Source organism: Achromobacter xylosoxidans (assembly GCF_014490035.1).
GTDB classification, from domain to species: Bacteria; Pseudomonadota; Gammaproteobacteria; order Burkholderiales; family Burkholderiaceae_B; genus Achromobacter; species Achromobacter bronchisepticus_A.
This window is the reverse complement of sequence record NZ_CP061008.1, coordinates 3,069,383-3,081,530: the sequence shown is the minus strand read 5'-3', so window position 1 is coordinate 3,081,530 and position 12,148 is coordinate 3,069,383. Positions and strand designations below refer to the sequence as shown.

General features: G+C 67.3%; 13 protein-coding genes. 6 read left to right on the top strand and 7 right to left on the bottom strand.

What is annotated here, in order from left to right; translation table 11 throughout:
• The first annotated feature begins 69 nt into the window (after positions 1-69).
• Both IAG39_RS14380 and IAG39_RS14375 read left to right on the top strand, forming a co-directional pair.
• Positions 70-585, top strand: a complete 516-nt coding sequence (locus IAG39_RS14380) for a GNAT family N-acetyltransferase (protein WP_059380138.1) — start codon at positions 70-72, stop codon at positions 583-585.
• A gap of 39 nt (positions 586-624) precedes the next feature.
• Complete coding sequence (locus IAG39_RS14375) at positions 625-1,083, top strand: bleomycin resistance protein (RefSeq protein ID WP_165867927.1); 459 nt, start codon at positions 625-627, stop codon at positions 1,081-1,083.
• 43 nt (positions 1,084-1,126) lie between these two features.
• On the opposite strand, the gene IAG39_RS14370 is transcribed toward IAG39_RS14375, so the two are convergent.
• The 3 genes from IAG39_RS14370 to IAG39_RS14360 all read right to left on the bottom strand — a co-directional run bounded on the left by IAG39_RS14370 (position 1,127) and on the right by IAG39_RS14360 (position 4,886).
• Positions 1,127-3,061, bottom strand: coding sequence for a TRAP transporter large permease subunit (locus IAG39_RS14370; protein ID WP_187774105.1), 1,935 nt, complete (start codon positions 3,059-3,061; stop codon positions 1,127-1,129).
• Positions 3,058-3,681, bottom strand: coding sequence for a TRAP transporter small permease subunit (locus IAG39_RS14365; protein ID WP_059380141.1), 624 nt, complete (start codon positions 3,679-3,681; stop codon positions 3,058-3,060). Before IAG39_RS14365 ends, IAG39_RS14370 begins: the two co-directional genes overlap by 4 nt.
• Positions 3,682-3,761: 80 nt before the next feature.
• Positions 3,762-4,886: a TRAP transporter substrate-binding protein gene (locus tag IAG39_RS14360; protein WP_059380142.1), complete on the bottom strand. Its 1,125-nt coding sequence runs from the start codon at positions 4,884-4,886 to the stop codon at positions 3,762-3,764.
• 264 nt (positions 4,887-5,150) lie between these two features.
• On the opposite strand from IAG39_RS14360, the gene IAG39_RS14355 reads away from it, so the two are divergent.
• On the top strand, positions 5,151-5,888 hold the full coding sequence (locus tag IAG39_RS14355) for a hypothetical protein (RefSeq protein ID WP_118933264.1): 738 nt from the start codon (positions 5,151-5,153) through the stop codon (positions 5,886-5,888).
• On the opposite strand, the gene IAG39_RS14350 is transcribed toward IAG39_RS14355, so the two are convergent.
• From IAG39_RS14350 to IAG39_RS14335, 4 genes are all read right to left on the bottom strand, one after another.
• Positions 5,875-6,540, bottom strand: coding sequence for a glutaminyl-peptide cyclotransferase (locus IAG39_RS14350; protein WP_118933300.1), 666 nt, complete (start codon positions 6,538-6,540; stop codon positions 5,875-5,877). The genes IAG39_RS14355 and IAG39_RS14350 overlap by 14 nt on opposite strands.
• A 35-nt stretch (positions 6,541-6,575) precedes the next feature.
• Complete coding sequence (locus IAG39_RS14345) at positions 6,576-7,805, bottom strand: helix-turn-helix domain-containing protein (RefSeq protein WP_118933265.1); 1,230 nt, start codon at positions 7,803-7,805, stop codon at positions 6,576-6,578.
• Between the two features lie 111 nt (positions 7,806-7,916).
• On the bottom strand, positions 7,917-9,305 hold the full coding sequence (locus tag IAG39_RS14340) for an ATP-binding protein (RefSeq protein WP_118933266.1): 1,389 nt from the start codon (positions 9,303-9,305) through the stop codon (positions 7,917-7,919).
• Positions 9,302-9,964 carry a response regulator transcription factor gene (locus IAG39_RS14335; protein ID WP_059379509.1) on the bottom strand — a complete coding sequence of 221 codons (663 nt, stop codon included), beginning with the start codon at positions 9,962-9,964 and terminating at the stop codon, positions 9,302-9,304. Before IAG39_RS14335 ends, IAG39_RS14340 begins: the two co-directional genes overlap by 4 nt.
• Before the next feature lie 139 nt (positions 9,965-10,103).
• Between IAG39_RS14335 and IAG39_RS14330 the strand changes: the two genes are divergently transcribed.
• The 3 genes from IAG39_RS14330 (at position 10,104) to IAG39_RS14320 (ending at position 12,142) form a co-directional block, all read left to right on the top strand.
• Positions 10,104-10,241 (top strand): hypothetical protein, encoded by a 138-nt coding sequence (locus IAG39_RS14330; protein ID WP_165867887.1) that lies wholly within the window; start codon positions 10,104-10,106, stop codon positions 10,239-10,241.
• On the top strand, positions 10,238-11,179 hold the full coding sequence (locus tag IAG39_RS14325) for a LysR family transcriptional regulator (RefSeq protein ID WP_118933267.1): 942 nt from the start codon (positions 10,238-10,240) through the stop codon (positions 11,177-11,179). Before IAG39_RS14330 ends, IAG39_RS14325 begins: the two co-directional genes overlap by 4 nt.
• A gap of 129 nt (positions 11,180-11,308) precedes the next feature.
• Positions 11,309-12,142 (top strand): DUF3348 domain-containing protein, encoded by an 834-nt coding sequence (locus IAG39_RS14320; RefSeq protein WP_059379512.1) that lies wholly within the window; start codon positions 11,309-11,311, stop codon positions 12,140-12,142.
• Positions 12,143-12,148: the final 6 nt, after the last annotated feature.

Below are 12,148 nucleotides of genomic sequence, written 5' to 3'. Positions count from 1 at the left end.
TATGCAAGACGGATCGATGGCTTCGAACCGCTATCATCCTGGCTATCTCAGCGATCAGTGACTGAATCCATGCCCTTGCCTTCCCGCGTGACCCTGCGCCGCATGCAGGAAGATGACATCCCCATGCTGCTAGCCATGGAGTCCGATCCCGAGGTCATGCGCTACAGCACCGGCGTCAAACCTGCAGACGAAGCGCGGCGGCAGGAGCTGCTGGCATGGCTGCGCGAACCGCTGACCAGGCTTGGCCACTGGGCAATCACAGTAGACGGCGCCGCCGTGGGCTGGGTGAGTCTGGTCCCTTTGGCTGGCACGGACAGCATCCAGCTTGCCTATCGGCTGCAACGCGCGGCTTGGGGAAAGGGATATGCGAGCCAGGCAGCGAAGCAGTTGTGCGAGTACGCCTGGCGCGAGACGGAAGTTTCCGAACTGGTCGCGGTTGTCTGGCCCGACAACCAAGCCTCCGTACGTGTCCTGGAAAAGCTCGGGTTTGCGTTCCGGTCGCGCGAATGCCACTACGACCGCGAAACCATCGTCTATACACTGCCGCGTCCTGCCGCTGGATCCGACCGATTCCCGCGGCCTTGATCCCCGCCCTCCTGCGCGCCATTCCTGCAGATATACGCCATGACCTATCCCGTCCTTCCCGCCTCCGAATTCTTCGCCGCCCGCGTCGTGCCCGAACTGCTGGTGTCGGACATCCACAAAAGCCTGCATTTCTGGTGCGGGCTTTGCGGGTTCTCGATAGCCTACGACCGCCCGGAAGACCGTTTCGCCTACCTGGACAAGAACGGCTCCCAGGTCATGCTTGAGGAATATGGCCACGGCAGGAACTGGATCACCGGCCCGCTGGAATCGCCCCTGGGACGCGGAATCAATCTGCAGATCGAGGTGCCCGCGATCATGCCGATCGTCGATGCCTTGCGCGTCACCGGCTGGCCGCTGTACATGCAGCCCGAGGAAAAGTGGTATCGCGCCGGAACCACGGAGGTAGGCGTGCACCAGTTCCTGGTGCAGGATCCGGACGGTTATCTCATCCGCTATTCGGCGGGCCTGGGCCGGCGCGACATTCAGGCAGAGGGCTGAAGCAAGGCGGCTCGGGAGGCGGCGCGCCGGCCGCCCCCGCCTTTTACCGGTACAGCACCGTCGGCAGCCACAGGCCGATGCCCGGGAACACGTACAGCAGGAAGATCGCCACCACCTGGATCCCCATGAACGGCATCATGCCCAGGAAGATCTGGTTCAGCGTCACGTGCGGCGGCGACACGCCCTTCAGGTAGAACGCCGACATGGCGACCGGGGGCGACAGGAAGGCCGTCTGCAGGTTCAGCGCGACCAACAGGCCGAAGAACAGCGGGTCGATGCCGAAGGTGTTGAGCAGCGGCACGAAGATGGGCATGAAGATCACGATGATCTCGGTCCACTCCAGCGGCCAGCCCAGCAGGAAGATGATGACCTGCGCCAGCAGCAGGAACTGCAGTTGCGACAATCCCAGCGACAGCACCCATTCCTCGATGATGCGCTGTCCGCCCAGCAGCGCGAACGCCGCCGAGAAGATCGATGAGCCGACGAACAGCCAGCACACCATGGCGCTGGTCTTGGCCGTCAGGTACACCGATTCGCGCAGCACCGGCAGGTTCAGCCGCCGGTACGCCAGCGCCAGCAGCGCACCGCCCATGGCGCCCATGGCCGCGGCCTCGCTGGGCGTGGCCAGGCCGAAGGCGATGGAGCCCAGCACCGCCGCGATCATCACGGCCAGCGGAAAGAACGACGCCATCAGCATCTTGAAGATTTCCATGCGCGCCCAGGTCAGCATCGCATAGAACGCCACCAGGATGGCCGCGCATATGGCCGCGAAGATCCAGAAGCCCTGGGGCGCGGCGATACTCTCGTCGGCGGATGCCGGCGCCTGCGCGGCGGCCGTCCCGGGTGCGGCCGCTGGCGCCGCGGCGGGCGTGCCCGGCGGCTCGGCCAGGCCGCCGGCCGCGGGCGGCTCGTTCGAAGGCGGCTCCGCCAGTCCGTCCGACGGCGGCTCGCTCAGGCCCGAATCGAATCCCCCCGATCCCAGCTGCAATTCGGCGGGGATCTCGTATACCACCGCCGGCCGCGTCGTCGCCTGGTAGACCACGGCCACCAGCAGCACCGTAACCGCCAGCGGCGCAATCGCCAGCGCCATGTTGCGCATCAGAAAGCCCAGCGGCACGTCCTTGTTGCGGCGACCCTTGAACAAGGCCGCCAGCATGCCGGACACGGCGCGCGTGTAGCCTCCGGAGGCCAGCGCCGCGGATTCCGGGGACAACGGCACGCCGCGCTCTTCCTTGGGCAGGGGCGGCGCCATGTCGGGGCGCAGCTTGGCCACGATGATCACGTAGATCATGTACAGCACCGCCAGCATGATGCCCGGGAACAGCGCACCGGCATACAGCTGCACCACCGACACGCCGGTGGTCGCGCCGTACACGATCAGCATCACGGAAGGCGGCAGCAGGATGCCCAGGCAGCCGCCCGCCGTGATCGACCCGGCTGTCAGGCGCACGCTGTAGCCGGCCTTCAGCATGGCCGGCATCGCCAGCAAGCCCATCAACGTGACCACGGCGCCCACGATGCCCGTGGCGGTGGCGAAGATGGCGCAGGTCGCCAGCGTGGCCACCGCCAGCGCGCCCGGCAGGCGCGCCAGCGCCAGGTGCATGGAGCGGAACAGCTTTTCGATCAGGTTGGCGCGTTCGACCAGATAACCCATGAACACGAACAGCGGGATCGAAATCAGCGAGTCGTTGGTCATCGTGGCGTAGGTCCGCTGCACCATCAGGTCCAGCGTCTGCCCGACCGAACGCGCCGCGTCCGAACTCTGCATGTAGTACGCCAGGAAGGTGAACAACACCCCCATGCCCATCAACGTGAACGCCGTCGGAAAGCCCAGCATGATGGCGACCACGATAAGCGCCAGCATCAAGAGGCCGATATGCCCCGTGGTCAGATGGTCCCAGGGCGTCAGGAACACGATCATCAGCAGCACCAGGCCGATGCACGACAGGCCGAACCACAGCGCCTTGTGGATCTTCATGAGCGCGGCTCCCCGGTGGTGACGTAGCGGTCCAGCTTGGCGATGTCTTCGTCCTTCACATGCACCATTTTCTTGAGCTTGTCGACGTCCACTTCCTCGACGTCCTCCTCGCGCGAGGGCCAGGCGCCGCGCTTCAGGCACAGTACGCAGCGCAACACTTCCGCCACGCCCTGCACCAGCAGCACCGCGCCGGCTATCGGGATGAAGGCCTTGAAGGGATAGATGGGCGGCCCGTTGGCCATCAGCGACGAATGCTCGCGGATGGCGATGGAGTAGCCGGCGTAGTACCAGCCCGCCCACACCAGCGCGATCACGCCGGGGAAGAAGAACACGATGTACAGGATCAGGTCCAGCGCCGCCTGCACGCGCGGCGGCAGGAAGCCGTACAGGATGTCTCCGCGCACGTGTCCGTTCTTGGCCAGGGTATAGGCCCCCGCCATCATGAACAGGATGCCGTAATACATCATCTGCATGTCGAACGCCCAGGCGCTGGGCTGGTTCCACAGGTAGCGCGCGGCCACCTCCCAACACACATGCAAGGTCAGGACTACGATCAACCAGGCAAAGGCCTGCCCGACAAACGTGGAGATGCGGTCTATGAAACGTATGATTCGGATCATCTCGCTTCCAGGTCAAGACGCATGGCGTCCCGCCGCGCGCCGGGGTGCGGCGCGCGGCGCGGAATACAGGTAGCGGCCCTTCAAGCCTGTTTGGTGGAGCGCGAGAAGTAGTGGTTGTAGGCCATGCGGAAGTTGACCGAGGTGTCCCCGTGCCAGCGCCCGACGCGCTCGGCGAAGGCCCGCTGCGATTCCAGCACCTTCTTGAACAAGGGGTTTTCGGCCGAGCGCTTGGCGATCATCTCGTCCCAGATCTTCAGCTGCTGCTGCAGGATGGCGTCCGGCGTCTTGTAGAACTTGACGTTGTGGTCCTTCTGCAGCTTGACGTAGTCCTGCGAATAGCGGTTTGCCGCCTTCCAGGACATGTCCGCGCTGGAGGCCTGCGCGGCATAGCTGAGGATGTGCTTCAGGTGCTCCGGCAGCGCGTCGTACTTGGCCTTGTTGAACAGGATTTCGAACTGCTCCGCGCTTTGGTGGAAGCTCTGCAGCATGCAGATCTTGGAGACGTCCTGGAAGCCCAGGGCCAGATCCGACGAAGCGTTGTTGAACTCCGCCCCGTCCAGCAGGCCGCGGTCCAGCGCGGGCACGATTTCCCCGCCGGGCAACGCGTTCACGGCGGCACCCATGGCCGTGTACATGTCGATGGCCAGGCCCACGGTGCGGAACTTGAGGCCCTTGACCTCCTCCATCTTTGTGATAGGACGTTTGAACCATCCGAAAGGCTGAGTCGGCATCGGCCCGTACATCAGCGACACCACGTTCACGCCCATGGCTTTCTGGATCTCGACCAGCAGCTCCTTGCCGCCGCCGTACTCGTGCCAGGCCAGCAGCATGTTGGCATCCATGCCGAAGGACGGCCCCGATCCCCACAGCGCCACCGCCGTGTTCTTGCCGTACCAGTAGGCGACCACCCCATGCCCGCCGTCCAGCGTGCCGGCGGACACCGCATCCAGCAGGTCGAAGGCCTTGACCACGGCGCCAGCCGGCAGGATCTCGATCTTCAACTGGCCGCCGGCCATGTCGTTGACCTTCTGCGCATAGTCGCGGGCGAACTCGTGGAAGATGTCGTTGGCGGGCCAGGTGCTCTGGAAGCGCAGGGAAACCGGGGCGTTCTGCGCGCGGGCCACTGCCGGAAATCCTAGTGCGGCGGCCCCGGCGACAGCGGCGCCGGAGATGAACTTGCGGCGGGGCTTGGTAACGTGTTGCATGGCGTCTTGTCTCCTGAATTAGGACTACATGGACCAGCTTGTAGTTACTACTCCTGCGTGGGCGCGGGATGGTGAAGCCTGCTGCGGGATCCCGCCGGCGCGATTGCGGGCGATGCGCAAAGCGTGAGCCTGATTAAACCTTTCTGACTAATCGCTGACAATCAGCTTCTTGTCAGGAATTACCCTAGAAATGCGGATTAGGTCTTTTGGATGATGGACAGTGCACGCGTTACCATCGCGGCACTGTCATCAGCAGGGGTAGGAATGAACCAGAAGCAGCGCGCCGTCAACCGCCGCCGGATGCCACGCAAGGCCTGGGCCTTGGGCCTGATCATCGCTGGCGCCGCGGGTTTTTATGCATGGTGGCAATCGCCGCTGGGCCCGGGCCTGAGCGAAGGCAAGATGCGCAAGATCCTGGTCGAGGCCACGGCGCAACCGGAATATGCGCCGGTCGGCGCCTGCGTCAACGTCGTGGGCGTGCGGCCCTTGCCCACCGATGTCTACACCGCGTTCCTGGAAAGCCAGGACAGGATCGTGCAGGGGTTGATCAAGCATCAGCTGGTCACGGTCAAGCGCGTCAGCGCCAGCGGCGACGGCGGGCCGCCGCGAGCGGACGAGGATCCGGAGGATGCGAGCAGCCGCATGGAGCTGACGGATAAAGGCCGGCCCTACTACACCGATGGCGAGGCCCGCCTCAGCTCCAAGCTGGTCTATACCGCGAAGTTCTGCGCCCCCGGCCTGCAGATCGGCAAGATCCTCACCCATACCAAGCCGCTCAAGAATCCATTCGACGACAACCCCAACCTGGTCTCGGCGGTGAAGTTCGAGTGGCGGCTGGACCGCAGCACTGCGGATTGGGCGGCGGATCCCGCCTTCCGTCCGTATCTATCCGGCTTTGCGCCGGAGGACCAGCCGGACGAATGGCAGACCGAGTACATCATGCTGGAACGGAAAAACGGCGTGTGGGAACTGGGAGACAGGCCCTACATCATCCGTTGGTGACCGCCGTATCGACGGCCTTGGCTGGCGGACGGCGCACCGCCCTCAGCTTGCCGCTGTCGCCGCCGCCGCAGAAAAAGCAGCCGGCGCCATCCGATTCCAGCCCCGACACGCCGATGCCGGCCGGCATCTCCACGCTTTGCAGCACTTCGCCGGTCTTTTCGTCCAGCTGCCGCAGATCGCTGGCGCCGTCCTCCCAGGTGCCGTGCCACAGCTGGCCGTCCACCCAGGTCACGCCGGTGACGTAGCGGTTGGATTCGATGGTGCGCAGCACGCGGCCGGTTTCGGGATCCACCTGGTGGATCTTGCGCTGGCGGTACTCGGCCACCCACAGGCTGCCCTCGGCCCAGGCCATGCCCGAGGCGCCGCCGCCGCCGGGCGCTGGGATGCGGCTCAGCACCCGGCCGCTCCGCGGTTCCAGCTTGACGATGGTGCCGTCGGAAATCTGATAGAGATGCTTGCCGTCAAAGGCCGTGCCCGCGTCGGCGACGATGTCGATCGTGGCTTGGGTGCTGCCGCTATCCGGGTCCATGGCAATCAGCTTTTCGCCGGCGGCGAACCACACCTGCCGGCCGTCATAGGTCACGCCATGCACGGCCTGCACGCCGGGAAATGGGCCGTACTCGCGGATGATCTGGGCTTGCGTTCGTTTCATGTCGATGTCCTTGAACTGGAGTTCGAGCATTCATGCTAGTCGGCGGCCAGCGCGGCCGGGAGTAACAAGGTTGTCGTGAATCCCGGCACCGGCGGCGTCATCCAGCGGCGGGCCCGGCCCTGTCCGCAAGCCTGCACCTTGCCCGCCACGGCCAATGCGTCCAACGTACGCTGCACGGTGCGCTGGCTTGCCCCCAACGCCAGGGCCAGGGCGGAACTGGACCAGGCTTCGCCGTCCGCCAGGCAGGCCAGCACCGCTCCCTGATCCCTGTCGCCTTCGCCGCCAGGCTGGGCCAATAGCGCGACCGGCCGGCCTGCCTGCGGTTTGAGGACGAAACCGCCGCGCGCGGCGCTGATACCGGCCACACCGTCCAAGGCCGCGCGCAGGCGCCCTATCTCGACGCGCAGGCGCGCGCGGTGCGTTTCATCGAAATAGGCGGTGCGGAAGGCCTGCTCGATGAGCGTTTCCCTGGGCGCGGGCTGCGGCCAGGCTTCGGCCAGGACACGTGCCAGCGCGAACAGCACCGGCCGGCTCGCCAGCGCAATCTCGCGGCCCGCGCTGCGCACCGCATGGCGACAGCCGTCCACGACCAGCGTGTCGGATGCCAGCAGCGCCTCCACTTCATCCAGCAGAATGGGCCGCTGCACGCCCTGCCCGATCAGGCGCGCGGCTGGCGTATTCAGGACCAGGGTGGCCTGTTCCACCTCGGCCATCAGCGCGGGGATGCCGGCGACGCGGGCCGCCAGTTCCGCCTGGGTCAGCGCGGCGCGCGCGCGCTCGGTGCGCAGGCGCCGCAAGGCGATACCGGCAGCTATCAATTCATGGATGGCGCGGGAAGCCGGGGCCAGCAAGGCCGGGTCCAGCGTGGTCAGGGCGTCCTCGGCCCGGTCGAGCTGGCCAAGCAGCAGTTCGCGCCGGGCCTGCAGATGACGCGCATGCGCGGCATTGGCCGGGTCGCCGTGGGCTTGCAGCGCAGCGCGCGCGGTCTCCAGGGCCTTTTCCGGCCAGGCCAGATCGCGCGATACCAGGGCGATCTCGGCCTCGGCCACGACGCATCGGGAGCGGGCCAGCACATTCTTGTGATCGAAGTTCCGGGCCGCGCTGCGCAGCAAGGTCCGGGCGCGGCGGAAATCGCCTAGCTGGGCCATGGCGATGCCGCGCAGGGCCAGCGCGGGCGCGTCGTCGCGCAGGGCCACAAGGTTCAGGGCGCCCAGCGGATTGCCGGCGGCCAGCGCGCGCGCGGCCGAGGTGATCAGAACATCCATGGAACTCCCGCCACTGACGCTGCTCCCGCAGTCCGCTTACCGGGAACTAATCTACCATCCGGCGGCGATTCGCAGCGTAGTCGGGGCAGCCGGCTTCACGGCCGGCGGGATTCAGGCGCGCGGCGCCCCTGCCGCGGCAGTTCCCCCGACCGCAGGCGGGAAACTCACTGTCAGCGCCACGCCCGCGCCGCGCAGGCCCTCGCCCAGCGTGACCTCGGCGCCGTGCTGCTGCGCGATCTGCGCCACCAGCGACAGGCCGATGCCGCTGCCGCCCGCGGCGCTGCCCGGGGCGCGATAGAAACGGTCGAACACGCGCGCGCGTTCCTCCGGCGCGATGCCCGGCCCATCGTCCGCCACGCGCAGGCAGGCTCCGCCGTCCGCCGACGGTCCGCAGGACACGGCGATCTGGCCGCCGCTCTGCGTATAGCGCACGGCATTGTCCAGCAGGTTGCGCACCAGCACGCCCAGCGCGTCCAGCCGCCCCCGGACGACGCAGGCCTGCACGTCCAGCTGGATGCGCAGCTGCTTGCGGGTGGCGTCGGTTTCCCAGTCGCGCACCAGCATGGCGACCAGCGCGTCCAGTTCGACCAGCTCCGGTTCATCGGCGCTGGCGCTGAGCGCATCCATGCGGGCCTGGTCCAGCAATTGTTCCGACAGGCGCGAGGTGCGCTGGGCGACCAGGCGCAGTTTCTCGATGGCGGCCGGGGCGTCTCCCGAACCCGCGCTGCGGGCCACCAGCTCCGCGTGCGCGCTCAGCGCGGCCAGCGGGGTGCGCAGCTCGTGCGCGGCATCTTCCAGAAATCGTCGTTCACGGTCCATGCCGCCCTTGACCCGCAGCAGCAGCTGGTTGATCGAGCGTATGAAGGGACGCAGTTCGCCCGGCATGCCGGCCATGGGCAGCGGCGCCAGGTCAAACGGACCGCGCCGCGCAATGGCCACGCCGGCACGGTCCACCTTGCGGAAGGCGCGGCCGACCACCATCCAGCTCACCACGGCCAACAGCACGAACAGAATAGACACGATGAGCAGTCCGCGCTTCAAGCTGTACAGCGACTGCGCGCGCAATTCGCTCTGCGGTCGCGCCACCTGCACCTGCACCCGCCCCTGCGCGTCGGAGATCGCGTACACGCGCCAGTCCATGCCGTCGGCGCGCACGTCGAAATAACCGTCCTGAAAGCCGCCGCTCAAGGGCTGCGCGGGTGACTCGGGCGAGCGCAGCAGCAGCCGGCGGTCGACCAGCGACCACAGGTGGAAACGCACCTTGTCGCCGTCGACACGGCTGGATGCGGGCGGGGTGAAACGCTCGGACGGGGCCTCGTTGCCCAGCAGGCTGACCGGCAGCGACGCCAGCATCTGGCTGGCCGCGTCGTGCAGCCATTGATCGCGCGCGCCGGTCTGCGAGCGCGCGGCTTCGTACTGCTGGAAGGCGAACACCGCGATCCAGGACAGCGCCATCGTCAACAGCAGCGTCAGCGTGAGCTGCTTGCGCAGCGTCTTCATTCGCCGGCCTCGATGCGGTAGCCCAGGCCGTGGACGGTGGCGATGAGCTTGTCGCCCAGCTTGCGGCGCAACTGGTGGATATAGACGGCCACCGTGTTGCTTTCGATGGCGCCGCTGTCGCCGTAGACGGCCGCCTCCAGCTGTTCGCGGCTGACGGTGTGGCCGACGCGCTCCATCAGCGCCAGCAGCGTGCGGTATTCATGCGCGCTGAGGCTGACCTCGACGCCCGCGCGGGTCACCGCCCGCCTGGCCGGCTCCAGCACCACGTCGCGGCAGCGCAGCGCCGAGACCACGGCGTTGCTGCTGCGCCGGACCACGGCGCGCAGCCGCGCCAGCAGTTCGTCCAGTTGGAATGGCTTGACGATGTAGTCGTCGGCGCCGGCATCCAGGCCCTGTATCCGCTCGCTCAGCCGGTCGCGGGCGGTCAGGATCAGCACCGGCGTGGCATCGTAGCGCGTACGCAGATGCTTCAGGACCGCCAGTCCGCTGCCGTCCGGCAGCCCCAGGTCCAGCAGCACGGCTTGAAAGCCGTGATCCACCAGGGCCAGCCGCGCCTGCGCAACGTCGCGCACCCATTGCACGTCGGCGCCGGACTGCGCCAGGCTGGTGTGCACGGCGTCGCCCAGCATGGCGTCGTCTTCAACTAGCAGGACACGCAAGAAAACTCCAGAACCGTCAACGATGCCGCAGCATGCAGGCATCGCTTTAAAAAATTATTAAAACCCCATGCCGACAATGCGCTCCTATGACGGGGAACTGGACCCCGGCCCGCCGAAAAAACGCATGGGAAGCAACGGAATGAAGCAACACATTTTAGCAAGCGGCCCCCTGACGGCCGGCGCGCTGGCCGCCGTGAGCGGCGCGCTGGCCAGCCAGGGCCGTCCGGACTTCATCAGCGCGCCAGCACGCCTGGCCGCAGGGGAGGCGCGCCCATGAAACGCCTGCAAGGCATGGAACTGTTCGCCGAAGTGGCGAAGGCGCATAGCTTCAGCCGGGCCGCCGCGACGCTCGGCATGCCCACCTCCACGGTGTCGCGCCAGGTGGCCGAACTGGAGCGCTCGGTCGGCCTGCGGCTGCTCAGCCGCAACACGCGCCGCGTGGAGCTGACCGACGCCGGGCGGCTGTATTTCGAACGCTGCCGCCGCATCGTGGCCGAGGCCGAGATCGCCCACGAGGAACTGCGCGAACAGCTGGAAATCCCCAGCGGGCCGCTGCGCATCCAGCTGCCCGCGGCCTATGCGCTGGACGCATTGATGCCCGCCATGGTGGCGTTCGGCAGCCGCTACCCGGCTATCCAGCTCCAGATGAGCGTGGCCGGATCCGAGTTCGCCGAGCACCCGCCCGAGATCGGCGACGTCGCCATCCGCCTGGGCGAACTGCCCGACTCGTCGCTGGTGGCGCGCCGCCTGGGCGCGGTGCATGCCGGCCTGTATGCCTCGCCCGCCTACCTGGCCGCGCGCGGCACGCCTGTCAGCCCCGCCGACCTGGCGCGCCACGACTGTATCGGGCTGCGCGCCGGCGGCGGGCAGCCCGCGCCCTGGCCGCTGCAGCGCGGGCGTGAACAGTTGCTGGTTCCGGTGGAGCACCGCTACGGCGCCAACGACGCCTGCATGGCCAGGCAGCTTGCCGTGTTGGGCGCCGGCATCGCGGCGCTGGGCGGCGACGAAAGCGGCCGGCTGCGCTCGGGCGAGCTTGCGCGCGTGCTGCCGGCCTGGAGCCTGGGACCGATCGAGGTCCATGCCCTGACTGAAACCCGCTTGCTGCCAGCCCGGACCCGGTACCTCATCGATTTTCTGGCCGAATACCTGGACGCCCGGCAGGATAACCCGGCGCATGGCTTGGCGCCAGAACTCCGGATCCGCCGGGTGGCATAACCCCGTCACAATATTGCATCCGCAGATGATGCGACCCTCTTTTTGCGGGCGGCACGCCCTTGCCGTCCGCCCCCTGCCCCTGACGCCGCCCTCCACCGTGTAAACTCCCCCCTTTTTGACTCTGGTGGTATGTTGCAGGCCCCACAGCGCACAGGTTTAAGCGGCCCGACGCTCATTCGCTTGCTGACTCGCCTGACGGATGTCGACGTTCCGCAATCCAGGCAATCGCTCTCGGACCATCTGAGCCAGTGGCTCGGCTGGACGGACGCGATCGCGCTCTCCGCGGCGCTGAATACCAGCCCGCCGGTGATCGCCCCCGGCGCGCGCATGTTCAGCAGCGCCGAAGAGCGCGAGTGCGAACGCGTGCGGACCACGTTGGCCGACGCCATCGCCAGCGACACCGCGGCCACGGCCGCCAAGCGGCGCACGCCGGGACAAGCGCCGGCCCCCGCCAAACAACTGGCGGCGCTGGCCGAGGCCGACGCCGATTACGCGAATTTTCGCCAGCGCTATCTGTCGTTGCAGCACACGATGGAAACCGCGGTGGGCAATCTGCGCAGCCGGCTGCGCGGCATGGTCGCGGCCAAAAACGGCGAAATGACGCGCCTGGCGGTGGTCGACGCCATCATGGACCGCGCCCTGCTACCCAAGGAACGCGCGCTGTTCGGCGCGATTCCGAAGTTGCTGCAGGGCCATTTCGAGCGCCTGCGCGATGCGGAGGCCGCTGCCTTGGCCGAGGCTGCCGCATTGGCTGAAGTTCCAGCCGAGGCCGGCGCCGAGACCGAGGCGCAAGGCGATGCCGCGGCCGAGACGGGCGCGGCGCCCGCTGCGGCGCCGGCATCGATAACGCCGGGCGCCTGGCTGGACACGTTCCGCAAAGACATGCGCAGCGTGCTGCTGGCCGAATTGGATGTTCGTTTACAACCGGTCGAAGGGCTGCTTGCCACCCTTCGCGCCAGCTAACCGGGA